This is a genomic window from Schaalia turicensis (genome assembly GCF_019380255.1).
GTDB lineage: Bacteria > Actinomycetota > Actinomycetes > Actinomycetales > Actinomycetaceae > Pauljensenia > Pauljensenia turicensis_A.
On the sequence record NZ_CP048928.1, the window covers coordinates 1,213,928 to 1,238,366 of the forward strand.

The 24,439-nt window shown below is 55.6% G+C and carries 25 protein-coding genes and 3 pseudogenes; 16 read left to right on the forward strand and 12 right to left on the reverse strand.

What is annotated here, in order from left to right:
• Positions 1-4 precede the first annotated feature (4 nt).
• From G5S47_RS05275 to G5S47_RS05300, 6 genes are read right to left on the reverse strand one after another with little or no spacing between them, the layout of a single operon-like run.
• Positions 5-1,231, reverse strand: a complete 1,227-nt coding sequence (locus G5S47_RS05275) for a restriction endonuclease subunit S (RefSeq protein WP_219585242.1) — start codon at positions 1,229-1,231, stop codon at positions 5-7.
• Complete coding sequence (locus G5S47_RS05280) at positions 1,228-2,985, reverse strand: type I restriction-modification system subunit M (protein WP_219585244.1); 1,758 nt, start codon at positions 2,983-2,985, stop codon at positions 1,228-1,230. Before G5S47_RS05280 ends, G5S47_RS05275 begins: the two co-directional genes overlap by 4 nt.
• Positions 2,982-3,194, reverse strand: a complete 213-nt coding sequence (locus G5S47_RS05285; RefSeq protein ID WP_219585246.1) for a helix-turn-helix domain-containing protein — start codon at positions 3,192-3,194, stop codon at positions 2,982-2,984. Before G5S47_RS05285 ends, G5S47_RS05280 begins: the two co-directional genes overlap by 4 nt.
• Positions 3,191-4,894 (reverse strand): DUF2326 domain-containing protein, encoded by a 1,704-nt coding sequence (locus tag G5S47_RS05290; RefSeq protein WP_219585247.1) that lies wholly within the window; start codon positions 4,892-4,894, stop codon positions 3,191-3,193. The genes G5S47_RS05285 and G5S47_RS05290 overlap by 4 nt, the downstream gene beginning before the upstream one ends.
• Positions 4,884-5,105 (reverse strand): ABC-three component system middle component 7, encoded by a 222-nt coding sequence (locus G5S47_RS05295; RefSeq protein WP_219585249.1) that lies wholly within the window; start codon positions 5,103-5,105, stop codon positions 4,884-4,886. The genes G5S47_RS05290 and G5S47_RS05295 overlap by 11 nt, the downstream gene beginning before the upstream one ends.
• Positions 5,092-6,273: an ABC-three component system protein gene (locus G5S47_RS05300; RefSeq protein ID WP_219585251.1), complete on the reverse strand. Its 1,182-nt coding sequence runs from the start codon at positions 6,271-6,273 to the stop codon at positions 5,092-5,094. The genes G5S47_RS05295 and G5S47_RS05300 overlap by 14 nt, the downstream gene beginning before the upstream one ends.
• A 181-nt stretch (positions 6,274-6,454) precedes the next feature.
• Here G5S47_RS05300 and G5S47_RS05305 point away from each other — a divergent pair, with 181 nt between their 5' ends.
• The 7 genes from G5S47_RS05305 to G5S47_RS05335 all read left to right on the forward strand — a co-directional run bounded on the left by G5S47_RS05305 (position 6,455) and on the right by G5S47_RS05335 (position 12,039).
• Positions 6,455-6,598, forward strand: a complete 144-nt coding sequence (locus tag G5S47_RS05305; protein ID WP_167561060.1) for a hypothetical protein — start codon at positions 6,455-6,457, stop codon at positions 6,596-6,598.
• Positions 6,599-6,953: 355 nt separating this feature from the next.
• Positions 6,954-7,643 (forward strand): sigma factor-like helix-turn-helix DNA-binding protein, encoded by a 690-nt coding sequence (locus tag G5S47_RS05310; RefSeq protein ID WP_219585253.1) that lies wholly within the window; start codon positions 6,954-6,956, stop codon positions 7,641-7,643.
• Between the two features lie 5 nt (positions 7,644-7,648).
• Entirely contained in the window at positions 7,649-7,885 is a 237-nt protein-coding gene (locus G5S47_RS05315; RefSeq protein ID WP_219585254.1) for a hypothetical protein, read from the forward strand.
• On the forward strand, positions 7,882-8,295 hold the full coding sequence (locus tag G5S47_RS05320) for a hypothetical protein (RefSeq protein ID WP_219585256.1): 414 nt from the start codon (positions 7,882-7,884) through the stop codon (positions 8,293-8,295). The genes G5S47_RS05315 and G5S47_RS05320 overlap by 4 nt, the downstream gene beginning before the upstream one ends.
• A complete protein-coding gene (locus G5S47_RS05325) occupies positions 8,282-9,418 on the forward strand; it encodes a DUF2800 domain-containing protein (protein WP_219585258.1) in 1,137 nt (378 codons plus the stop codon). Before G5S47_RS05320 ends, G5S47_RS05325 begins: the two co-directional genes overlap by 14 nt.
• A gap of 23 nt (positions 9,419-9,441) precedes the next feature.
• Positions 9,442-9,993 (forward strand): DUF2815 family protein, encoded by a 552-nt coding sequence (locus G5S47_RS05330; protein WP_219585259.1) that lies wholly within the window; start codon positions 9,442-9,444, stop codon positions 9,991-9,993.
• 78 nt (positions 9,994-10,071) lie between these two features.
• Positions 10,072-12,039, forward strand: a complete 1,968-nt coding sequence (locus G5S47_RS05335) for a DNA polymerase (RefSeq protein WP_219585260.1) — start codon at positions 10,072-10,074, stop codon at positions 12,037-12,039.
• A gap of 3 nt (positions 12,040-12,042) precedes the next feature.
• On the opposite strand, the gene G5S47_RS05340 is transcribed toward G5S47_RS05335, so the two are convergent.
• Entirely contained in the window at positions 12,043-12,225 is a 183-nt protein-coding gene (locus G5S47_RS05340; RefSeq protein ID WP_048708039.1) for a hypothetical protein, read from the reverse strand.
• 156 nt (positions 12,226-12,381) lie between these two features.
• Here G5S47_RS05340 and G5S47_RS05345 point away from each other — a divergent pair, with 156 nt between their 5' ends.
• The 7 genes and pseudogenes from G5S47_RS05345 to G5S47_RS05375 all read left to right on the forward strand — a co-directional run bounded on the left by G5S47_RS05345 (position 12,382) and on the right by G5S47_RS05375 (position 18,578).
• Positions 12,382-13,155 carry a phage antirepressor gene (locus G5S47_RS05345; RefSeq protein ID WP_219585261.1) on the forward strand — a complete coding sequence of 258 codons (774 nt, stop codon included), beginning with the start codon at positions 12,382-12,384 and terminating at the stop codon, positions 13,153-13,155.
• Positions 13,152-13,589: a DUF7768 domain-containing protein gene (locus tag G5S47_RS05350; RefSeq protein ID WP_219585262.1), complete on the forward strand. Its 438-nt coding sequence runs from the start codon at positions 13,152-13,154 to the stop codon at positions 13,587-13,589. The genes G5S47_RS05345 and G5S47_RS05350 overlap by 4 nt, the downstream gene beginning before the upstream one ends.
• Positions 13,586-15,847 (forward strand): phage/plasmid primase, P4 family, encoded by a 2,262-nt coding sequence (locus tag G5S47_RS05355; protein ID WP_219585264.1) that lies wholly within the window; start codon positions 13,586-13,588, stop codon positions 15,845-15,847. The genes G5S47_RS05350 and G5S47_RS05355 overlap by 4 nt, the downstream gene beginning before the upstream one ends.
• A 108-nt stretch (positions 15,848-15,955) precedes the next feature.
• Positions 15,956-16,261, forward strand: a pseudogene (locus G5S47_RS05360) (VRR-NUC domain-containing protein); the annotation flags it as partial.
• Positions 16,242-17,614 (forward strand): annotated as a pseudogene (locus G5S47_RS05365) (SNF2-related protein). The pseudogenes G5S47_RS05360 and G5S47_RS05365, both read left to right, overlap by 20 nt.
• On the forward strand, positions 17,605-18,063 hold the full coding sequence (locus G5S47_RS05370; protein ID WP_004007626.1) for a hypothetical protein: 459 nt from the start codon (positions 17,605-17,607) through the stop codon (positions 18,061-18,063). The pseudogene G5S47_RS05365 and the gene G5S47_RS05370 overlap by 10 nt, the downstream one beginning before the upstream one ends.
• A 137-nt stretch (positions 18,064-18,200) precedes the next feature.
• On the forward strand, positions 18,201-18,578 hold the full coding sequence (locus tag G5S47_RS05375) for an HNH endonuclease (protein WP_219585266.1): 378 nt from the start codon (positions 18,201-18,203) through the stop codon (positions 18,576-18,578).
• Here the strand turns inward: G5S47_RS05375 and G5S47_RS05380 are convergent.
• The 3 genes from G5S47_RS05380 to G5S47_RS05390 all read right to left on the reverse strand — a co-directional run bounded on the left by G5S47_RS05380 (position 18,575) and on the right by G5S47_RS05390 (position 20,146).
• Entirely contained in the window at positions 18,575-18,712 is a 138-nt protein-coding gene (locus G5S47_RS05380) for a YtxH domain-containing protein (protein ID WP_219585268.1), read from the reverse strand. The two genes, G5S47_RS05375 and G5S47_RS05380, sit on opposite strands and share 4 nt — an antisense overlap.
• A gap of 238 nt (positions 18,713-18,950) precedes the next feature.
• On the reverse strand, positions 18,951-19,799 hold the full coding sequence (locus G5S47_RS05385) for an IS3 family transposase (protein WP_219585270.1): 849 nt from the start codon (positions 19,797-19,799) through the stop codon (positions 18,951-18,953).
• Between the two features lie 8 nt (positions 19,800-19,807).
• Positions 19,808-20,146, reverse strand: a complete 339-nt coding sequence (locus G5S47_RS05390) for a helix-turn-helix domain-containing protein (RefSeq protein ID WP_219585272.1) — start codon at positions 20,144-20,146, stop codon at positions 19,808-19,810.
• A 433-nt stretch (positions 20,147-20,579) separates the two neighbouring features.
• On the opposite strand from G5S47_RS05390, the gene G5S47_RS05395 reads away from it, so the two are divergent.
• Positions 20,580-23,069 carry a glycoside hydrolase domain-containing protein gene (locus tag G5S47_RS05395; protein ID WP_219585274.1) on the forward strand — a complete coding sequence of 830 codons (2,490 nt, stop codon included), beginning with the start codon at positions 20,580-20,582 and terminating at the stop codon, positions 23,067-23,069.
• Here the strand turns inward: G5S47_RS05395 and G5S47_RS05400 are convergent.
• Together G5S47_RS05400 and G5S47_RS05405 are read right to left on the reverse strand one after the other, a co-directional pair.
• A complete protein-coding gene (locus G5S47_RS05400; RefSeq protein WP_219585276.1) occupies positions 23,049-23,501 on the reverse strand; it encodes a hypothetical protein in 453 nt (150 codons plus the stop codon). The genes G5S47_RS05395 and G5S47_RS05400 overlap by 21 nt on opposite strands.
• A complete protein-coding gene (locus G5S47_RS05405) occupies positions 23,494-24,198 on the reverse strand; it encodes a ClbS/DfsB family four-helix bundle protein (protein WP_257878409.1) in 705 nt (234 codons plus the stop codon). Before G5S47_RS05405 ends, G5S47_RS05400 begins: the two co-directional genes overlap by 8 nt.
• Between G5S47_RS05405 and G5S47_RS08520 the strand changes: the two are divergent.
• A pseudogene (locus G5S47_RS08520) lies at positions 24,114-24,422 on the forward strand (terminase); the annotation flags it as partial. The gene G5S47_RS05405 and the pseudogene G5S47_RS08520 overlap by 85 nt on opposite strands.
• Between the last annotated feature and the right edge of the window lie 17 nt (positions 24,423-24,439).

The following is a 24,439-nucleotide window of genomic DNA, read 5'->3' on the forward strand; positions in this document are numbered from 1 at the left end:
CTCCTTACACCTGGATCTGCCCAGTGACTGCCGCCGTTACCAACACAGACCGCCGCTCAAGTGCAAGATCGATTGCCCGCTGTGTTGTTATCACAAGTTTTTCCGCATCAGCGCGTGCTTCCTCATAGTGTGCGGCGATCCTTTTCTGCTCTAGGAGCGGAGGAACAACCATGGGAAGGGAGAGAAATACCTCTGGGTACAGCCGGAGTCGAGATGACCAGATGCCTCGGGAGTTTGCCCGCATAAGATCGACGTACGTCTGGGTTCGGTATGCCAAGTCGAAATATTTGCCCTCAACCTGGTCGTTGTCTCGGAACTGGTACACGTCGTACGAAGGGCTCACGATTCCGCTGTACTCAGAAACGCCCAGTGCTCCCATCCAGGCCCACATCGTGTTGATGGCAAGTTGGCCGGGTTCCACGAGCTTGTAGCCAACGTTCGATTCAGCCTCGAACATGTTGACGTTCTTCATTGTTCGAGGCGTCACACCAGTGATGTGACTCACGGAGAGAAGTTCCTCCTCGCCCGTTACGCTCCTAACATCAACGTGTTTCAGCAGAGCCTTGTTCTTTATCGATACCCAGCCTGAAGGCGGCTCAACGATAGGGCTCTTCGTTCCGCGATCCGACCGCCCCAGTCCCCAAGCCAGACGCTCCGCCTTAATCCTTAGCCGAGATTCCGCGAGCGCAATGAGCTGATGCTGCTTCTCAACAAGCTGATCGATCTTGGCTGTGTGCTCGTCCAAGTAGCGAACGATCCGATTCTGCTGATCTATGGGAGGGAATGAGATATGAAGGTTCGAGAGCTTCTCCGCAGTGAGATGAGCAAATGACACCGCATTGCATTCAGAAAGGAGATACCCCGAGTCCTTCAAACGAGACAAGTCGTAGTAGAGATACTTTGCAGAGATGATGTCAGGCATCACACGCACTCGATTTACAGAGTTCTGGAAACCCCAACCCTTGTAATCACGCGGGAGAATAATAGAGCGACCGACATCACCCCCCTCGACAACGAGGAGATCGTCCTTTTGCAGAGTGAGCGCATCGACTTCGTCAGGCGAGAACCACATCTCGCTGATGGAATCTTCCAGCAGAACGCCGCTTTGACCGATAGATGCGGCTCTAGCGTATGGAAGCAAGATGTCCGTAGGCTGCTTCTGCTGACTCTGAAGCATCTTTCCCAGAGTCACCGAAGCTACATTCTTCAATCTGGTTGAGACGACAGTCATTCTGTCACCTCGGTGAGGAGTGTGATGATGTCGCGGGAGACGGCTTGAAGTTCGGCGTCGATCTCGTCGAGGGGTCGTGGCGGGGTGTAGCGGTAGAAGTGGCGGGTGAAGGGAATTTCGTAGCCGATCTTGGTTTTCTTCGTGTCCACCCAAGCATCGGGAACGTATGGTTTGACTTCGGTGTCGAAGTACTTCTTGATGGTGGCGGCGCGGTTCTTGTCTCCTGCAGTGTTGCCGCCGTAGGTGAAGGGTACTCGTTCGGTGTCGCGCAGGGCGCTGTCTGGTTTCTGTTTGCCGCGCGCGTTGGTGATGATCTCGCCGTTGTCGTCGCGGGCGGGTCGTTCCACGGTGATCTGCCAGTAGGCAAACTCCTCGATAGGCAGGATCTTGGAATAAAGGGTGTCGACGTGGTCGGTGTAGAGGTTGAGCACGGTGTCTCGGTCGGTTTGGGAGAGTTCGCGTCCTTTATCGCCGAGCTTTTTGCGCATCTTCGTGTAGAAACTGGTGGCATCGATAAGCTGGACGGTGCCCTGGCGGTTTTCGGGCTTGTTGTTGTCGAGCACCCAGATGTAGGTGGCGATCCCGGTGTTGTAGAACATGTCGGTTGGCAACGCCACGATGGCATCGACGAGGTCTGACTCAAGCAGATATTTGCGGATGTTCGACGGCCCGGATCCTGCTCCAGCGTTGAACAAGGGTGACCCGTTGAGGACGATGCCCGCCCTACCGCCGCCTTGGGAGGCGGGTCGCATTTTCGCAGCGACGTGCTGCAAGAACAGCATCTGCCCGTCGGAGACCGCAGGAAGTCCAGCATGAAAACGCGATCTTTCGCCGAGCTGTTTCACTTCGGCTTTTACTGCTGCTTGGGATGCTTTCCAATCTGTTCCATACGGCGGATTCGACATGCAGTAGTCGAAGGTTTCTCCAGCGAACTTGTCGTCAGCCAGCGTGTCGCCCAGGCGAATGTTGGAGGCGTCTTGACCTTTCATCAGCATGTCTGACTTGCAGATGGCGTATGACTGGTCGTTCCACTCCTGCCCATACAGACGCAACTGAGCGTCCGGGTTCATGCCGGGGTGCCCGGGGGTACCGATCAGATGCTCTTCGGCGATCGACAACATGCCACCGGTGCCGACGGTCGGATCGTAGATCGACCGAATCGCTCCCGGCGTGGTCAGCGCTTCGTCATCCCCTGCGAAAACGAGATCGACCAGCAAGCGGATGGCGTCGCGAGGGGTGAAGTGCTCACCTGGGGACTCATTCGAGGTTTCGTTGAAGGTTCGGATCAGGTATTCATACATGTCACCCATCTCGGCGTTGGTGACGTGGTCGGGATGCAAGTCGACCTTGGTGAACTTCTCCACGACGATGTAGAGCAGGTTCTTCTCATCCATGGTGCGAATCTGGTCTTCAAATTTGAACCGTGCGAAAACGTCGATGTTCTTGGAGAAACCGGAGATGTACTGGATGAGGTTCTTCGCCAGACCGTCGGAGTCACCGAGCAAAGTGGGCAGCGTCCAGGCAGTCGTGTTGTAGAACTCCAGCTCGAGTTGGTTGCGCACCTTGACCGTCAACAGATCCGGGTTGGAAGTGGTGGATGCGAGCTTGAGAATCTCGTCATGGCAGTCTGCGAGCATGCAGTCCAAGCGTCGCAGGATCGTCATCGGCAAGATCACATCCCCGTACTGGTGTGGCTTGTATGGACCGCGCAGCACGTCTGCGATCGACCAGATAAACGCACCTAGATTGCTCACTTGTTTTCCTCCATGGTGGTTTCGAGAATGTCGAACAGATCGCAGTCGAGTGCGTTGCAGATCTTGATCAGGACATCGGTGGTGATGTTGGCGTCTTTGCCGAGTTTGGCGATGGAGCCGGCGCTGATTTTGGCGGCGGTTTGAAGGTCTTGCTTCCTCATACCTTTGTCGATGAGGAGCTTCCACAATGGCTTGTAGCTGATCTTCATCGTTCGCCTTCCTTCAATCCGTCGCTGTTGCTGGGCTTCTTGTTCCATGTCCATCCGTAGAGCGCTTCGTGTTCTTTGCCTAGTTCGATCACTGCTGTTTGAGTGACGATTGTGTTGACCTCAGGCGCTTCTGCATAGTGCTCGTCTTTGTCGAAGGCGATGAATATCTGCTTGTTGGTGAAGCGCTGGTAGAGCTTGAGGATTCTGCCGACGGTTGCGTCTTCGATGCTTTGGTGCAGCGGGTGATCGTGGATCACGTATGGGAGCGCGGTCAGCTCCAGCATGGCTAGGTCGAACAGGATCAGGTTCTTTCCGGTGGTGCCAGTTCCATCGTCAACTTCGGAGCCATAGGTGTAGCTCTTGCCGGTGTCGGAGAATGTGAACACTGGCGGGTACCAGTCGCCTGAGCCTTCATGAATGAAGCGGTCGAGGTGTGCGATCTCAGCGTTGAGTTTCGTTTCGATCTCACGGTCGTAGCTCTTACGGGTGTCATTCAGGCGGGCTTCAGCGTCTTTCTTTTCTGATTTGAGGTCTTGGGTTGCTTCCCAGGCTTCTACTTGTTCCTTGACCAGGGCAAGCTGCCCGCCGATTTCGGCGTTGCGGCGCAGTTCTTTCTCCGAGACGTGGATGGGCACATTCAGATCTCGGAGCTGTTGTTCAGCTTCCCCAATGAATGTGGTCAGCGAGCCCAGTTCTTGCTGGTAGGCGGTGATCTGGTCTTCTACTTCGTCGGAGACGATCTCGGTGATAGTTCGGTGGAAGCGCTGGACGTCTTCGATTCGTTCGAGGTCCGCGTCGGGGAAGAATACGTGTAGTTGTGCGAGGTCAGGATCAGTGATGGCGGGGAAATCTTCGTTTAGGGACTGCGTGAGGCGCTGAATTTTTGCTTTCAGTCTGCCGCGTGCAATTCGCAGCCCGTGCAGATGGCTCTTGATCGTTGCAGCCTGGTCGGAGTGCTCGACGTCGAGTTCAAGCATTGCTTGATCGGCGCCTTTGATGTGTGCGTCGAGTTCTGATTCGAGTTGGTGAACGTGCTTGACCGCCTGCGTGTAATCCCTCTTTAACCGCAGTTTTTGTGCTTGGAACACACCAATCTTTTGGGTTCGTTGCACGGCCTTGAGATTTTCCGTTGCCGTGGTGAGAGCTTGTTCGAGTTCTTTGAGGTAGTCATAGACACCGAAAAGCTGGCGCATCACAGCCAGCCCAGTGGCTACTGGTTCACGGCCGGGGCCTTGTAATGGGGTCTCAACGTTGCTCAGTGCTTTTTCCTGGATGCGGGCAAATCTTGTCACGATCTGCCGGAAGGAAGCATCCATGCCTGACAATCCGTATTGGCGTTTGAGCCAGCCTACGTACTCATCGAACTCCCACCGCTCAGCGGGGTTCTTGTATTCGGGATCCTCATAGGTTTGGACGAACCCTGGAACGTTAGTGGTGCGCGAGAAGTAATAGTCAACGTCGTTGAAGCAGAAGGTGAAGTAGATAGTGTGAGCACCTTCAGCTTTCGCGCTGACGGCTTTGGATGTTGCGAATGTTGAGCCGCCGAACGCGTAGTCCACGATGAACAGCAAGGTGGACTTACCGATCGAGTTTTGGGCGCTTTGCCCGCCACGCACCGTGTTCAATCCAGGATGGAACATGATCGGTGGACGAACCTGACCGTTATTGCGGAACTTGTCTGACCAGACGCTAACGAGCACGGACAATCACCCCTGTCGTGGAGTCGACGTTGATCTGTTTGAGAGCAAACAAGGCAGTGAGCGCATCAAGAAGGTCCTCGATCGCAGGATTATCGAGCCGCACGCGAAGCTCGCTGATGCTGACGGGTTCGGCTTCGAGGATGGTCAGAATTGGCGCGAACAGTGCGAGCGTGGATTCCGAAAACGGGTAGAGCTTGTTAGGAAAGCGCATACTGAGGCTCCTTCCCACTGGTGACAGGCGGATACGGTGCTTCGAACACGTCACATTTTTGGATGAAGTAGGACACCACTGCCTGACACGCGACGAGTTTGCCACCAGTGGTGGTGTGCAACCATTGCGAAAGCTGAGTGAAAACGTCGTCCTGGGGTATTCCAAGGCGTTTGAGTCTGCGGTATTGAGAGTTGATCGAGTGCCGGACTTCGTCGAAATCCCAGCCGTCGTTGTAGTCAAGCTGTTTCAACGTCGATTCGATGAAGACGTACCACGCAGCGACGTGCGCCAATACAGCCTGCTGCAATATGACATCATCTGGGATTTTTGTTTCGACCGCCAGTGGTTCTGTGATCGGTTGATGCAAATCGCCTTGTCCAGCGCCGCCCATCTTCTCCAACACTTGCCGTATCCACTGCTCCATGCCTTGTGGAGACATGGCCAGGCGAGATTTGAACTGCGAAACGAGTCGATCCTTTATTGCCTTGAGCTTTTGGACAGCTTGTGGATTAGCGCCCGTGTGCATCGCATGATGATGGGGACACAGCGCGATCAGATTCGCAGGATTTCGCGGATCGTTTGCGGGGTCGATGACGGTCACCTCAAAGCTCGGGACTGCCACGCCTTGATCATTGACCTGAAGAAGCTGATTCAAGCAGTTCAAGGCTGGGCAGGTCGACCCAGCTTCCATCTGCAAAGCAGGCCCCAAACGCTTGTGCGCTGCGACCGTTTGGATACGCCGAACTTTTTCTCGCGCATCCTCCACCAGTTGCTGGTTCGTTGTCGCCGCAGTTAAGACTCGCGTGAAGTAATCAGCACACCATTCAGGGACACGATCCCACGCGATTGACGGTTCAAAGGGGCGGATTGCTTCCGCCATGCGTTCCAGCTGGGGCTGGCTACGCTCCTGCAACGTCGCAACAAGTCCATAGGGCTCGAAATTGTGGCGCAAGATCGGCTCTGCAATATCTGAGTTGAAGGGCCTGTTGCCGGAGGCGATGTGGTTCAACGACGCAGCCGGAGGGGCCATCACCGGATCATCCTCAGTGCCTTCAAAACCTGGGTCTGCCTCACACACCAGAGACAACAGGTTACGCATCCGTTCTTCCCGGTTGGAGCCAAGGTCAAGGTTCGAGCTCAGCAGCTTAAAGAAGTCTTTGAACTCCACCAGTACCTCCTCGTCTTAGCCCTGTCTCAAATCGTGTCTCAGTTCGTCTCAAGTGGCTCCGTAACGTCATTGGCAGTGGCAGCGAGCTAACTGAGTAGAACAACAACTCTCACTAATTCTACCGAAATTATCTCGCGGTTGCGAAGAATTATTGGCCCGAATCTGTGAGGAGGTGAAGCACATGGGAAGGAACCGTAAGCAGACGTCGGCGAAGGTGGCGTCCAAGGCGTCGAAGATTCTGACCGATGGCCGTTATGGCAAGGACTCGAAGTCTGTTGCCGCGTCGGCGTTGGCGCAGGCCAAGCCGTCTAAGCGCGGCAAGTAGCCGCGCGTTACCCCGTCCGGTTTTGACGTCTGTCATGACCGTACGGGTGAGGGCGAGGTGCTTGCGGTGGCCAACGCGACTGTTCGTCCTTGAGTCCGGGCTTGGTGTCCGGGTGCCCATCTGGCGGGTGGGCGATCTCCACGGCGAGTGCTGGCTGTGGTTGTAGACAACTTTATTCACTAGTGAGACCTGCTCTGGGAGCGCTCGGCGGGTCACCTCACCCAACCCCTCTTTGCTGAGGGCTGGGTGGGGTGGCTCGCCTTTGTCGTCTTCCTAGCAGTTCTTACCAGTGATCTGAGCCAAACAGATCAGGTCTCCAAATCACCGGGATTCCCGGAGAAATGGAGATCCTTCGATGAAGGTCACCTTCAAGCACGAAGCAGACAACAACAAGAACGAGTCCATCACTGACACTTTCGACATTGACCCTGGCGAGTTCGCTCTCATGATCGCTACCGACCGGCAGCAACGCGCCGCAGCTACTGGTGTTCCGCTTGATCAGGTCAAGCCCCGCACACCGCAGAAGATTCTCGACGAGTTGTGGAACGCAGAAGAAGCGGCCACGCATCAGGCGGTTCGCGCCGATCGCGGCAAGGGTAAAAAGAAATGCACGTGCGGGGCTGGGTGCGCTCCTCGACGTGGATGCCGCGTCCCGAATAACAAGCCGTTTTCGTATGAGCAGATGCTCGACATCGATCTTGACCCTGCTTCACCGGGTATGAGCGCCGAGGATCAGGTTATCGAGCGTGAAGATAGTGCTCAGCGTGCCCGTGAGCTCAAGGTCATGCGCGGCGTCATCGCTGGTTTGGATCCTCAGCATCGTGAGGTGATGACGCGCCTTCTCGCAACCGACAAGCTCAAGCAGGCGCAGGTGGCGCGCGATATGGGGTTGACCCGTGCTCGGGTATCGCAGCTGGTGGCAGAGGTAAAACCACTGATTCGGCAGGCGGTTGAGGAGGCCCGATTTAACACTTCGAGCGGTGTCGGCAGTGGGGTGAAGGGAGAAGCCAACCGGGCTGCTCCCACCAATGAGGAAGAAAGGTAAGCCCGATGGCTCGACATAGTCTCAAGCTTCATATTGCCCGGCATATCCCTGACGACCCTGGAATCGTCGCCACCAAGAATGTGACGCTGCGTGAACGGCTCATGCGCCTACTGCTTGGTACCCCGCGCAAAGTCATGATTCTCGTTCCCGGTGACTCGGTAAAGCAGATCGACATCACCGAAAACACCGACGATAACCTAATGGCCCTGGCTGATGCTCTCAAGGCGGGTGAATCCAAATGATGACGCCGGAAATTAACGCCTTCATTCGTGATGGAAACCAGACGATGCGATCGCTCGCAGATTTGCTTGCGCGGGCTCAGCAGATCGTTGAGGAGAGCTTCGAAGACCACGCAGGAATGCCTGGTGAACGCCCGGAGCTTGCCCTGCAGATCAAGGAACCCTTCGAAACCATCCCAGCTGTGCACAGCCAGCCAGAACTACTCGCGGACGAGCCAGAGGTTGAACCTGAACCGATAGTGATGCTCGAAGAAGTACGTGCTTTTCTTTCCGAGCTCTCAGCGCAAGGCCACACCGCAAAGGTTCGTGAGCTGATCGTCGAAGCTGGTGCGGACAAGCTCTCAGCGGTGGATCCGTCGAAGTTCGGCTGGCTGCTCGAACGGGCGAAGGAGATTGCTAATGGCACCGTCTGACCACGCCCTCCTCTCGGCATCTGGGGCACACAGGTGGCTCAACTGCACCCCGTCGGCGCGTCTGGAGTCTGATGAGCCGGAGTCAACGTCTGCTGCTGCTGAGCAAGGAACCGCCGCTCATGCCTTGGCGGAGCACAAACTCCGCAGGGCTCTCAAGCAGCGCTCGAAGCGTCCGGTCTCGGCCTGGATTGATGACGAGATGGAAACCTTGACCGACGACTATGTGTCGTTTGTGCAAGAACACATTTCCATCGCCCAGGAGACCTGTGGTGATCCGCAGGTGCTGATCGAACAGCGCCTGGACTTCTCCCATGTGGTGCCGGGAGGTTTTGGCACCGGGGATTGTGTGATCATCGCTGAACCCACCTTGCAGATCATTGATCTCAAATACGGGCAAGGCGTGTTGGTTGAAGCCGCGAACAATCCGCAGTTGATGCTCTACGCGCTCGGTGCGCTCCACGCTTTCGGGAGCCTGTACGACATCGAGACGGTATCAGTGACGATCTATCAGCCGCGCCGGGCGAACGTCGACACCTGGGAAATCAGTGCCACAGAGCTCGAACACTGGGCTGAAACCGAGGTGAAACCGAAAGCTGAGCTGGCCTCGGCTGGTGAGGGTGAGTTTTGTCCGGGCTCGTGGTGTCAGTTCTGCAAGATCGCACCCACGTGCCGGGCACGAGCCGAAGCCAACCTTGCGCTGGCCAGATTGGAGTTCGCCCCACCAGCAGAACTGTCGGACGCAGAGATTGCCGACGTGCTCACGAGGATTCCGCAGCTCAAAACATGGGCATCCGACGTGGAAGCCTACGCGCTTTCCAAGGCCGTCAATCAAGGTGTCGTCTTTGAGGGGTTCAAGCTCGTCGCAGGCAGGTCGGTACGCAAATACACCTCCGAGAAAGACGTGGCGAAGGCTGCTGAGGCTGCTGGCTATAGGGACATCTGGGATCGCAAGCTCATCACCCTCACAGCCATGGAACACCTCATGGGTAAACCCGCCTTCAACGAGATCCTCGGCGATCTCGTAACCAAACCTGCAGGCAAACCCACATTGGCGCCTGCATCCGACAAGAGGCCAGCGCTCGACCTGGTGAGTGCGGCCACCGATTTTCAACCAAACAAATAACGAACAGAAAGAAGAACAAGATTATGACAACTCAGAATCCGACCCGTATCGTCACCGGCGAAGTTCGCCTGTCCTACGCACACGTCTGGGAGCCGAACTCCATTCAAGGCGGAAAACCCAAGTACTCCGTCTCCCTGATCATCCCCAAGTCCGACACCTCCACCATTGCCGCGATCGAGAAGGCCGTGAATGCCGCCATCGAGGCCGGGATCGGCAAGTTTGGTGGTAAGCGACCCAACAAGGCCGCCCTCAAGTTGCCGTTGCGTGATGGGGATATTGAGCGTGACGACGAAGCCTACAAGGGCGCCTACTTCCTCAACGCCAACTCGCTGACCGCTCCACAGATCGTCGATCAGAGCGTCGCCCCGATCCTGGACCGCGCCGAGGTCTACTCAGGCTGCTACGCCCGCGTTTCCTTGAGTTTCTATGCGTTTAACACGAATGGCAACCGAGGAATCGCCTGCGGGCTCGGGAACATTCAAAAGACCCGTGACGGCGAGAGCCTTGGCGGTGGGCGCGTGAGCGCTGAGACCGACTTCGGCACCTTCGCCACTGATGACGACTTCCTGAACTAACCAACTCCAATCGTGGAGGGAACCAGCGTTCATTGTTGGTTCCCTCCACATTTTCCTCTATGTGAAAGGAACCTCGTCATGCGAACACTCTTCTGCGATATTGAATCTTTCAGCCCCGTCCAACTCGCTAAGACGGGCGTTTACCCGTATTGCGAGCACCCAGACTTCGACCTGCTCTTGTTCGGTTATTCGATTGATGGCGGCCCGGTAGAGGTGGTGGATCTTGCCAGCGGCGAGACCCTGCCCGATGAGGTGCTATCAGCTCTGGTGGATCCGGGTGTGGTCAAGTGGGCGCATAACGCCGCCTTCGAACGAGTCTGCCTGTCCGCCTGGCTCCGTCTTTACCATCCCGAGCTTCTCGGTGATGGGTTTCTTGACCCAAGACAGTGGCGGTGCACCATGATCTGGTCGGCCTACCTCGGCCTGCCGATGAGCCTCGACGCAGTAGCCACAGTTTTGAAGCTTGACGTTCAAAAAGACACAGTAGGTAAGAAGCTGATCAAGCAGTTCTGCACACCCGCCACACCCTCAGTCTTGAATGGCGGCAACCGCAGGAATCCACCATCAGCTGACCCGACCGGGTGGGCAAGGTTTATCGACTACAACCGGCGCGACGTCGAAGTCGAACAAGCCATCCACGACAGACTGGCGTCTTTTCCGATGCCGGAGTCCGAATGGGACACCTACGCCCTCGACCAACGCATTAATGATGTCGGGATTCTTCTTGACCATACCCTTGTCGATAATGCCGTTGCCGTGGACGAGCGCCACCGCAACGCGTCGCTTGCGCGGGCGCAGAAACTCACGGGGTTGGAGAATCCAAATTCGCCGATCCAGCTCAAACAATGGCTCCACAACCACGGCTGCGAACTCGAATCACTAGCGAAAGCCGACGTCGACACTGCACTAAGTGCTGCTACTGGCGCGGTGAAAGAAGTCCTCGAACTGCGCGGCGATCTAGCGAAATCCAGCGTAAAGAAATACCAGGCCATGCAAAACGTTACAGGCAGCGACGGCTGTGCACGCGGTCTTATCCAGTTCTACGGAGCAGGACGTACCGGACGCTTCGCCGGACGCCTCGTCCAAGTCCAAAACCTCCCCAGGAACTATCTACCTGACCTCGACCAAGCACGAACACTCGTCAGAACAGGCAACCTCGACGCACTTGAGTTGCTCTACAACTCCGTGCCCGACACACTTTCACAGTTGATCCGCACCGCCTTCATCCCTAGTACCGGCAATCGGTTTATTGTCGCGGACTTTTCTGCAATCGAAGCGCGCGTCATCGCCTGGCTCGCAGGAGAAACAACCATCCTCCAGGCCTTCCGCGCGGGAAAAGACCTCTACTGCGAAACTGCGAGCCGCATGTTCGGCGTCCCAGTCGAAAAACACGGTATTAATGGCGAGCTTCGCCAAAAAGGGAAGATCGCGGTGCTCGCCTGTGGCTATGGCGGATCGGTCGGTGCGCTCAAAGCTATGGGAGCACTCACCATGGGACTCGCTGAGCACGAGCTCAAACCTATCGTCGACGCCTGGCGGCAAGCTAACCCACACATCGTTGGGCTCTGGGCAGACGTCGAAGAAGCCGCGATCGCTGCAATCACGTCGCGCCAGCCGATCCGGCTGCGGAACCTACGCTTTACCGTGGAGTCCGGGATTCTCTTCATCGAACTCCCCTCCGGAAGACGACTTGCGTATGTGCAGCCGCGTTTGGGTGAGAACCAGTGGGGTGGAACGTCTATCACCTACACCGGAACCACCACAGCGCGCCGCTGGGGACAGCTCGAAACCTACGGCGGCAAACTTGTCGAGAATATCGTGCAGGCGATCGCCCGTGATCTGCTCGTGGTTGGCATGCACGCAGTCGCCGAGGCAGGGCACCAGATTGTGATGCATGTTCACGACGAGATCGTTATCGACGAACCCACAGATTCGGGCTTCACCGTTGCTGACGCGTGCGAGCTCATGACGACACCGCCCGACTGGGCAGCAGGGCTCCCACTCGACGCCGACGGCTACGAATGCGATTACTACCGCAAGGACTAACTCCTACTCGTCGCCGAGCAGCAGCTTCGGGTCGGTTTCCATGAACTCTCGAAGATACGCGGCGATCTGCTGATTCGCAGCAGAGGGCGCTGGATCGTTGTCAAGATCATGTAAGTATTCCAAGAACGCAAAGAGACGCATGCGCATTGCCATCGCCCACACCGTGGCTTTATCAATCTCACCCATATCTCCATGATCGCTCGCGCAGCACTGTTTGTCTGCGGGGTATACCCTGCATGGATTTAACACTTTTAGGTTCGTCGGCAGTGGGGTGAGGCCCTTAACTCCTTGTGCCGCCCGGCACGAGTTTTTCTCGACGGGGTCTCGGGAAGGAACCCCGCCATGGGAAACCAGATTCAAACATTCACCAACGACGTGTTCGGCACCATCCGCACCATCACCAATGATGGCCAGACGCTGTTTTGTGGGAAGGACGTCGCCACTGCGCTCGGCTACGTTAACGCCAGCAAGGCAGTACGCGATCATGCTCGCGCCGATGGGGGTCTAAAACGTTACCCCATCGTCGATGCCATGGGACGCGAACAAGAAGCCACCTTCATTACCGAAGGTGACCTCTACCGCCTCATCATCTCTTCAAAGCTCCCGGCAGCACAGAAGTTCGAAGCCTGGGTGTTCGATGAAGTGCTACCGACGATTCGCCGCCACGGCATGTACGCCTACGACGAACTACTCGCTGACGATGAATTCCTGGAGCATGCCATCGCCACTCTGCGGGCCGAACGGGCCAAGCGCCTGGCTGCAGAGCAAGCCCTGCTCGAAGCGGAACCGAAAGTCTCGTACTACGACGTTGTGTTGCAGTCCGATTCGCTGTTGACGACGACCGCGATTGCGAAGGACTACGGACTCTCCGCGAAGAAGCTCAACCGGATCCTGCGAGATGCTCACGTGCAGTTCCATCAGTCGGGCCGGTGGTTCCTGTACGCGAAGTACGCCGAGCAGGGATACACCCAGTCCAAGACCCACGAATACGGCGAAGGCCAGACCCGCACCCACATGTACTGGACCCAGAAGGGACGTCTGTTCATCTACGACCTGCTCAAGAACCAGCTCGGCATCCTCCCGGTGATTGAGCGTGAAAGTCAGGTGCAAGCATGACCGTCGCGACTCTTGATATTGGTTTTTCGAAGAAGAACACCGAAGGCTATCTGGACCTGACGAGCTACCACGCTTTGAAGAAGCTCCAGCGTGAACAGTTCGGCTACCGACCCTTGGTTTATATCTGCTCGCCCTACTCAGGTGACACCGAGGCGAACGTTGAGCTCGCCCGTCAATTCTGTGGGTTTGCAGTAAGCGCGGGCAAGATCCCGTTCGCTCCGCATCTGCACTATCCCCAGTTCATGGATGATGCAGACCCTGATCAGCGTGAGTTGGCGATGTTTTTCAACAGGGTGTTGCTCGCCAAGTGCGAAGCGCTGTGGGCATATGTCGGACGCGTGAGCCCTGGTATGCGCTTAGAGATCGGGTGGGCGCGCGACCTCGAGTTGCCGATTAAGTATTTCGATTCTGATTTCAAGGAGGTCACGCCATGACCACGTCCTTCACTCTGTTTGCTGCCACGGTTACCGGCGTGCAGAACAATAACCACTACCCGCATCGACACGAGGTCACTGATGCGGCTTCGCTGACAGCGGTTGCTGGCTTTGATCACGTGGCAGCCACCTACATGAATGACCGCCGCTCAACTGCAGCGTTCATGTCTTCGGATTGCGTGGTGATGGATATCGATAACGACCACACCGAAACCCACACCGAGTGGATCACGCCTGAGAAGCTCGGCGAGTTGATGTCTGGTGTGGAGTTCATGACCGCCACCTCCCGCAACCACATGAAGCCGAAGGGTGTGCTCTCCGCCCGGCCACGTTTCCACGTCTACTTCCCAATCCACACGATCACGAACGCGGACGAATATGCGGGATTGAAGCATCGCCTGGCATCACGGTTTGGTTTCTTCGACCGCAACGCTCTGGACGCAGGCAGGTTCATCTACGGCACCACCAACCCACAGATCACTGTGCATGAGGGCGACCAGTTGCTCGATGCGTGGCTCGATAACGCTGATGAGCAGGACGTGTTCGCCGCCTTCGATCAAAGCACTCTCGTGATTGGTGAAGGCTCGCGCAACGCTACGTTGTCGCGCTTCGCTGGCAGGGTCCTCATCCGCTACGGCGATACCGACCAAGCACGAGACCTCTTCGACCGCAAAGCCAATCTCTGCGAACCACCACTCAGCGAGGGCGAACTGCAGACGATCTGGAACTCGGCATGCAGGTTCGCTTCGAAGGTCGCCTCCGACCCGAGCTATCTGCCGCCAGAGGCTTATGAGGCGTTGGCGGGTTTGCGTCCGGATGATTTTTCCGATGTCGGTCAGGCAGACACATTGGCTGGCGAGTATGCGAACAAGATCCGCTACTCACTGGCTACCAAGTGGCTTGTCTACGACCACGGCGTGTGGGACGAGAACGACCTGTCCGCACAAGGCGTCGTTCAAGAGCTAACTTCCCGCCAGCTCGAGGAAGCAGACCGTCTGATCGCGTCCACGTGGGAGACCATGACGGCAACCGGCGCAGATCTCGTGATGGCCTCCGCATCGTCGAAAGCACGCGGCATCGCCAAGCTCACGCCTGTGCAGGCGTCCGCGTTCCGGGCGTGGGATGAGGCAAAGAACTACCACAAGTTTGTTCTCTCCAGGCGTTTATCACGCAACATCACGGCCACGTTGAAAGAAGCCGGGCCAATCTTGCAGGTACGTATCCGCGACCTCGACGTCGACCCCTACCAGCTCAACACCCCGGCAGGTACCTGGGATCTGCGCGACGGCACAAGCCACGGGCACAATCCAGCCGATCTGCTGACCAAGCAGACCGCTGTCGGCCCCAGCGATGAGGGCGCACAGATCTGGGCCGACGCCCTGGACGTGTTCTTCCAAGCAGATGCCGAGTTGATTGGTTACGTGCAGCGCATTGTCGGCCTGGCAGCTATCGGGCAAGTCTTCGTCGAAGCCCTCGTCATCGCCTACGGGGACGGCCGCAACGGCAAATCCACCTTCTGGAACACCATCGCCCGAGTGTTGGGGACGTATTCGGGCACGATCTCAGCCGACGCGCTCACTGTCGGGGTGCGCCGCAACGTCAAACCCGAACTTGCCGAAGCTAGAGGTAAACGGCTCTTGATCGCGGCTGAAACCGAGGAAGGCATGCGCCTATCAACCTCGAACGTCAAACAGCTGGCCTCGACCGATCAGATCTCGGCAGAGAAAAAGTTCAAGGACCCCTTCGCCTTCACACCCTCCCACACGCTCGTGCTCTACACGAACCATTTACCGCGTGTGGGAGCCATGGACGCAGGCATCTGGCGCAGGCTCATCGTCATCCCGTTCAACGCCACCATCGAAGGCGATACGGACGTGAAGAACTACGCCGACCACCTCTACGAAAACGCTGGCGGAGCAATCCTTTCCTGGATCATGGAGGGAGCGCGCCTCATTCACACCGAGGGATACAAGCTCACTCCGCCGTCTCAGGTCGTTCAAGCCTCACAGGCCTATAAGGAAGACAACGACTGGTTCTCCCAGTTCCTTGAAGACTCATGCGACGTCGAGAACGGCTTATCAGAGCGTGCCGGTGACCTCTACCAGACGTATCGAGCGTGGGCGCAAAACACCTCAGGATGGGCGCGCCCGATGGTCGACTTCAACGCTGCGGTCGAACAAGCCGGATTCGTGCGGAAAAAGACCAAGCACGGCATGTACGTCTACGGGCTCGCGATCGCATCCGAGTTCGGCAACTAACCCCATGGTGACGAGCTGTGACGAGCCATTCCCTACCTTACGCATGTGAAATTACATGGTGTTTTTCTCTATATAAAAGGTTAGGAACGACTCGTCACATGCCGTCACCCCTACAAGCGAACTCAAGGAGTGACCATGAACGAGAAAACAATCGAAGCTCAGCTTAAGAAAGCCGTCGAAGCCTCTGGCGGCTTGTGCTGGAAGCTCGTCTGCCCTGGAACCAGCGGCGTACCTGACCGGATATGCCTGATGAGAAACCGGGCTGTTTTCGTTGAACTCAAAGCACCAGGCAAACAGCCACGCCCAATCCAAGTACGTCGACTGAACCAACTGCGCGACCAGGGATTCCAGACCTTCGTCATCGATTCGGTGGACGGCATCAAGGAGGTGCTTGATGCACTATCAGCCGCATAACTACCAAACACAAGCAACCCAATACATCATCGACCACGACGAGGCAGCAATCCTCCTCGGGATGGGACTCGGCAAGAGTGTCATCACCCTGACGGCGATCTGGCAGCTCATGCTCGACTACTTCACCATCCACCGCGTCCTCGTCATCGCACCACTGCGAGTGGCACGCGATACGTGGCCAGCCGAAATAGCGAAGTGGGATCACCTTGATGGGCTCACCATCGCGGTCGCTGTTGGAAACAAGCAAGACCGGCTGAACGCTCTCGCGGCGTCTGCGATGGTGACCATCATCAACCGTGAAAACATTCCATGGTTGGTGAACCAACTCGGGGGTAGCTGGCCGTTCGACATGGTCGTCATCGACGAACTCTCCAGCTTCAAAAACCACCGGGCAAAGCGGTTCACGGCATTGGTGAAAATGCGGCCGCACGTTAAGCGCTGGGTTGGCCTGACCGGAACGCCAGCGTCGAACGGGCTGATGGATGTGTGGGCGCAATTCCGTCTTCTCGACGGCGGCGAGCGTTTGGGCAGGTTTATCACTCGTTATCGCGATCGTTGGTTCGTTCCGGATAAGCGCAACGGGATGCAGGTGTTCACCTATAAGCCCCGCGCGGGTGCTGAGGATGAGATCTATGGGGCGATTGGTGACATGACGTTGTCGATGAGAACCACCGACCACCTGCAATTACCGGAATTGACGGTGACAACCACGCTCGTCACGTTGGAGCCGAAAGAGCGCAAGGTCTACGAGCAGCTCAAAGCTGACCTCGTCCTCGACCTTGATGGGGCGACGATTGATGCTGCGAATGCTGCTGCGTTGTCGGGCAAGTTGCTGCAGTTGGCATCGGGTGCGATCTACACCGGCGACGGTCAGTGGGCTCCCGTGCATGATCGGAAACTTGACGCTCTAGAAGACCTGTATGAGGCAGCCAACGGCAGCCCGTTATTGGTGGCGTATTGGTTCACTCACGACCGCAAGCGCATCACCGCTCGTTTCCCACAGGCTCGCGAATGAAAACCTCGGCCGATATCGAGGCGTGGAACAGGGGCGAGATTGCGCTTGGGCTGACTCACCCCGCATCTGCGGGTCACGGTCTGAACCTGCAGGCAGGTGGGCATCTGTTGGTGTGGTTCTCGCTGACGTGGAGCCTGGAGCTTTACCAGCAGACGAATGCGCGCCTGTATCGGCAAGGGCAATCCGAACCTGTGACGATCACGAATCTTGTTGCTGAAGGGACGCTCGATGAAGCCGTCCTTAAAGCCCTAGATGCGAAAGACGCTACGCAGGCTGCGTTGATTGACGCGGTCGCAGCAGAAATCACAACCACTAGGAAGGAACTCTCATGCATGTGATGACGAAATACCTCGACACAAGGAAAGCCGCGATCGCCGCTCTGCAGGATTATGCGGTGATGGAACAGATCATCGAGAGTACCGACGAGCAGATCAAGGCGGCTTATGCTGACGCGGCAAGCCCAGCATCCCCACGCATGGACGGCACACCACCATCAGGCGACCTCCACGCTTCGGAGAACAGGATCGTCGCGAGCATTGAGCGAATCGATGCGTACAAGGCTCGCTACCTGCAGGCTCGCCAGTACATGGACTGGTTCTTGCCTGCGTGGGAAGTCATCGCTGAAGACGACCGCTTCATCCTCGAAGGCTTCTTCCTCAGCGAGGGGACGCAAGATGAGAAGGTGTCGATGATCGCCGATCATTTCTACGTCGAGCGTGACACGGTCTATCGGCGCAAAAACCGGGCCCTCGACAGGTTCGCCACCGCCTTATATGGACAGCTCTAGCGTTAGCGGGTATCCGAAACATGCGATAGAAAACCGCATATCAGTGTGAGAACATATAAGTGGTTGAAAACTAGGAGAAGCCCCAAGAACCCACACGGGAACTTGGGGCTTCACCATGTTCGGGGAAGGAGCCAGCGATGCCAGTCAAACCCGCCTCCCCGTGCTCCCACCCCGGCTGCCCCGAACTCACCCACGAACGTTTCTGCGAGCAGCACGCGAAGGCAGAAGACGCGCGGTATCAGAAGTATCAACGCGATCCGAAGATCAACAAGCGTTACGGTGCTCGCTGGCGACGCATCCGCGCCGCCTACATCGCCCAGCACCCTTTGTGTGAAGACTGCCTAGCGCAAGGCAAGACGACACCGGTGCAGGAAGTTCACCACATCCTGCCACTCGAACACGGCGGCAGCCACGATTTCAACAACTTGCGCTCGCTGTGTAAGCCGTGCCACTCGCGCCAGAGCGCGTTGGATGGTGACCGGTGGCGGCAAGGCCCGCGTGTGTATTCGTATTAGCCCAGCCAGTCTTGGGTGTAGGCCAGCAAGCCAAGAACGGCTCCAAGAACGGCTCCGATACCAACACCAATAAACACCCAAAGATTGCTGGACGCCCAAGAGCGGGGCTTGTCGAGGTCTTGATTGTCTTCCATGACGTAATTATTGCAGAAAACCCCGCTCCTGCGCCATAGCTTACGTCGACCTCAAAGATGCTGGGCTGGCTCTTGTTCGTTGCTTACGGTGCGACGTCGCGTGTCTGGTTTGGGGTTGGGGCCTTCGAATCTCTCATGCCTTGTCAGAGGTCAGCGGGCGGGGCCAACCGCGCGCAAAGTTCCTGAATCAAACAGGGTATTAACATGTACTGAACCCCAATTCTTGGACAGTGTGATTCTATCCGATGGTGGTTAGTGCGTGTTGCCGGTATTCGTTTGGGGTCATCCCTCCGAGCCGTTCTTGCATACGCTCAGTGTTGTACCACTGTATGTACTCGTCAATCGCTGCGCGTAGCTCGCTGATGGAAACGAATGAGTCATTGTTGAACATTTCTTCTTTCAAGTGAGAAAAGAAGTTCTCCATCACGGAGTTATCGTAACAATTGCCCTTACGGCTCATGGATTGAACGCACTGATGCTCAACTAGCTGACTGATCCATGACTGGTGCTGATAGTGATAACCCTGATCAGTATGAACAAGAACACCTTCAGGATCACCCGCTACACGAAAAGCCTTTTTCAGGCTCAACGCGGACACTTTCGTTGTAGGAGACACCGAAAGAGTGTGAGCAAGAATCGAATGATCACACAAATCCATCACCGGAGACAAATACAGCTTCTGCCCCGAGATCTGGAACTGGGTAATATCGGAGACCCACTGCTGGTTTGGTTTTTCCGTGGCAAACCGCCGATCTAAATGATTATCAGCCCGACGTGGCGTTGTAGCGCGGTAAGAGTTGTAACACTTACGCTTCCTCGTTTTAGAGCGTAAACCGAGCTGCCTCATCAACTTAGCAACAAGCTTGCGCGACACACACCACCCATCACGCAGCAGCTGAAGCCGAACACGGCGATAACCATAACGCTGATGGCTTTTATCGAAAATCTTCTGAATCGCCTGTTTCAACTTCACATGCCGGTCCTGAGCCCGCATCTGCCCCAGCTGATAATAGAACGTCGATCGCGCCAGATTGGCTACCTGTAACAGTACCGGCAACGGGTATTCAGATCTGAGAGTGGCAACCACACGAGTTTTCAGCCTTGCCCCTGCTCCCTCAGATCTCGTAATTTTTTCAAATACGCTACCTCTGCTTTTAACCTCGTATTCTCCTCAATCAACGCAGCATCCGCAACCGTCGCGCTCCTCTCGGGATCAGGGCTAGCGATCAACGTTTTCGGCTTCCTGCCACGCCTTTTCGGGCGTAAGCCCTCATCGCCAGCTAAACGCCACACCCGCACCCAGGAATACACGATATCAACCGAAGAAAAATTGAACTCTGCCGCCAGCTGCGTCGCGGTCTCGCCAGCAAGAAAGCGAGCAACAATCGAGCGCTTGAACTCCCACGAGTAAACAGCTTTCCTATCACGTGCCACAAGCGCCATTCTCCCATGGAGAACCCACCTGTCATAAAGAAGATTCACCGGCCGAAACGACAACCCAAGTTTTCTCGCTGTGGCTCGAGAGCCATACCCCGCCTCAAACGAATCAACAGCCGCCGCTCGCTGCTCCACCGACAACGAACTATCAGGACGCATAACACCCCTAACCCTAAAACTGAACAAATAACCGTCCAACTTTCAGGGTTCAGTACAACACTTCGTTATTTGTCGGCAGTGCCAGTGAGGGGTGAAATCCCGCTGAGTGTTGCTCGGTTTTCTTGCGCTTTGTCCGTCCGGATTTGGGTTTGCCAGGGACGTACAGGTGAGGGCAATAAACTCGGAGCTTCTCATCCGGTGTTCTGGATCCCTCCCTGGCAGGTGTTCGCCTGTCTTGAATTAACAAACTGGTTTCCAAAAAGGAGGAATCATGACAGATCAAATGGTGCTAAAAACACAGCAATGGCTTAATCGCACCTATAGGAGCAAGGCTGGTTTCGGTTCAGTCATAGAGGACGGATATACCGGCTGGGGCACGGTCAACGCTTTGATTCGGGCCCTGCAAATCGAGCTGGGTATTACGACAACGGCGAACAATTTCGGACCGGGAACTATCAGTCGCTTCCAGTCGCGGTGGCCTAACGGCATCCGCCAACAGGATGACGGTGCACAGGAGACTTCTAATGTGTACGGCATTATCCAAGGCGCCTTGTGGTGCAAGGGATATTCTGCCGGTGCCAGCGATATCACGACTCACTTCTATAGCGGAACTGGAAAGGCCATCAAACAGCTTAAGAGCGACATGGGCATTGGTGGAGATTCCACTGTGACGCTCGACGTCATGAAAGCGCTGTTGTCAATGCAGCAATTCGTCCTGCTTCGCTCTTATGGGGGCATTTCAGCGATTCGGCAAGCACAGCAACAAATCAACCAACAGTATCGCGCTTATACCGGAATCATCCCAACCGATGGACTCTACGGTCGGGAAATGAACACTGCTCTGATTCAGGTCTTGCAAGCCATTGAAGGATTTAGCCCTGCGGAAGCCACAGGTAATTTCGGCAATGGCACCAAAGCGCGTCTAACAATAGTTACACCCAGCAATGCGGCAAGTTTACCGAAGTGGGCTTGGCTAGCTCAGGTTGCTCTAGTGTGTAACCGGATTTCTCCCGATATCTATCCTTCTGCACAAACCGCACTGTCAACGTTCGTTCCGCAATTCCAAGCAAAGTATCAGCTCCCACGAAGCGGGGTGGTCGACTCGACTACATGGATGAGCCTGTTGACCTCGAAAGGTGATCCGAATCGCGCCTGCAAAGCATGCGATACACGCTTCGAGATTACGGCTGAGCGACTTAACCTACTTAAGGCGAACGGCTATGAGATCGTAGGACGTTACCTGACTGAGCCGAATCAGGATTCAAAAGATCCGTCTGACTATTTCAAAGCAATTCGCCCCGGAGAACTTGAACGCATCACCAACGGAGGGATGAAGTTCTTCCCGATATTCCAAGAGTATTCCACCGAATTGCGCCACTTCACTCGAGAAAACGGAACTCGCCATGCCACGCTCGCAAGGCAAGCAGCCCAAAGACTTGGCATTCCGGGAACGTATATCTATTTCGCAGTTGATTTCGACGCGACCGACCCTCAGGTCACAAGTCATATTCTTCCGTATTTTCAGGGTGTGCGTGGAAGCCTGGGAGGCGGATACAAAGTGGGTATTTACGCATCACGCAATATTTGTAGCCGCATCATTAAAGCCGGCTACGCTGGAAGCGCGTTCGTCTCGGACATGTCTACAGGATTTTCTGGCAACCTCGGCTTCCCTATTCCTGATAGTTGGAACTATGACCAGTTCACTGAAATCAGTGACTACAAGGGTGCTGGTTTTGACCTAGACAGGGTCGCCTATTCAGGACAAGCAGCGGCAGTTGATCATGTTGCTCCTTCGAGTGCCGGTGGCGCTGGGCCCGACACCAGCATTGACTACAACAAGTTGGCTCCGATTGATCTGATCTGGCATTTAGAGAAACGCTTCGAAGAACTTCGTGCCAGTGGCAAGGTTGGAAAAGACTACGTTGCGGGTTCTCATGGTGCGGGAACGTGGATTGCTGTTCCGACTTGGCGTTGCATACTCAACTATTTAGCAAAAGCCTATCTGCGTGACGGTGGTAGTGGATCTGCGGTGAACTGGTCCGTGTCTGCAGAAAGTTTCAGGAGTGCTGACGCGAGCGTACTTGAGAAGGACGCTGTAGGCAAGAAGATCATCGCAGCATTGAATCGCTATATTGATAACACTTGGCGGCAATCCATGACCGACAAGACCGGAGAATCAGTTGATCTGGCGCATCTGGCGGCAACAACACTTGGATACACCAACTGGAATGTTATCCCTGATGCGTGGACTGGCTGGGCTGGAGACCTAGCTACTGCCATGGAAAACATTCAGAAAACGCTTGAGTGGAATCCCAGTGCGAACCTGGATCAGGTGGCCACAGCCCTAGTCGGTCAAGGTAACGATTACCGTCAGCATCCTGGCTTGAAGGGGCTAGTACTTGACAAGAAAAACGACAAGGGAGAATGGGAATCGGTAGGAAACAACTGTAACCGTGACGACCTCTGCTGTGACGGAGACGCCATCGTCATCGCTAACACGCTAGAAAACGGCAACGACTCCAACGCTCATCTTCTGTCAGCAACACTGCGAGAGTACTACAACAACTCCAGCAAACTAGCCAACAGATTCAAGCAGATTGCCACCAGCGTTAATGCCTCAAATACATCAGGAGCGTTGGCAGCATTCACTTCAGTCATGTCAGGAGTCCCAGGTAGGGTTCTAAGGCGAAAGCTAGGTGGTTCAATTTCCTCAGAGGTAAATAATAAAGCCTGCGAGAAACTAGCGAACTTCATTTTCTGACGGATTATTAGGTTCAGAAACATGGCAGGCTACCCGTTTTCGTATCACTAAACGAATCAGGTAGCCTGCCATGAAAATGACAGCTGGGATTCCGTAAAGTCCGCACCATTTAACATCCGAAGGAGAATCTGGAGCTACTTGATACCAAATGTGATTTCCGGTTGCAAACACGCTTCCTCCAGTTGAAATCCAAAATGCCATACTGTCAGCAACCAAGCCAAAGCAGTAAAGCAAGAGTGGCAAAACAAAAAAGTTTAGCTGCCAGTCTGCTACCTGGATTTTCCGGGTGATTAATAATGCGACTACAGGTATGAGAATCGGTTCAATGACTGCCGCAGGGTACAGCACCCACACCAGGTCGCTGAGAAAAACAGTCTGGAATACCAGAACACATACGGCATAGACCAGAGCGATTTTGACGATATCACGCATCAGTGCCCTTTCCCTCACCATACCTAGTCAGAGATAAGCCAACTTCACTATTGACTGAAAGCTCATCGATGTTGGAACTGTCTCCATGCCTGTCTAAACTGCCACGTAATAGGAAACCGCTGGGCGCTATCCTGAGGCAGGAATTTGTTTTGTTGGCTTTATTGTGGACGCGGAGCTTCTTAATCGCCCAGTCGTAGTGGCTAGGCGCCGCCGACACAAAATAGGAGCCCAGCGATGTGCCGCCTGTCCAGGGGAAATACTTCTTGGTGAATAGCTCCTCGTTGGTGAACTTGCCGATGAGCTCGATGATCTGCGAATGGCTCGAGGCCAGAATCTCCTGTATGTCGCCCAGTGGCGTGTCTTGGTATTGCTCCCAGATTTCCGTATTCAGTGCTGGCGTGGTTCGCCACGTGTGAGGTGCGGGCAGGAATGACTGGGCGGTCCCGTTTTGATTAGCGTCAACAAAGTCGAACAGCATCTTTTGCCACGCGTATAGGTGGGCAAGGACATCGCGTAGGTTCTTGTCTCTGCCCCAGTGGGGTTCAGGACGGTCGAAGTCAGCACCGAAAAACAGGCTGACCTTTTCTATCTCTGGTCGCATGGAGTCAATCAATGCTTGCAGCACATCCCATTGGGAAGTGGTTGCTTCTAACAGTTCCGTTTTCGTTTTCGCTCGACCCATACCTAATTGCAACACAAGACGGCACGAAATTAGTAGAGGAGGCTTACGCCGTGGCGAAAGACGGAACGAACCGTGGTGGCCGCCGCGTCCGTGCGGGAGCGAAGCCTGATCCGCTGAATGAGAAGCTCGCAGCTGGCCGCCCAGCCACTCGGCTTGAGGATCCGCTGGGTGAGCCGTTCGACTTTGAAGGCTCTGATATTGGTGATGGTGCGGTGCTTGCTGGTGATGACGTGATGGAGCAACTGCTCAAAGCACG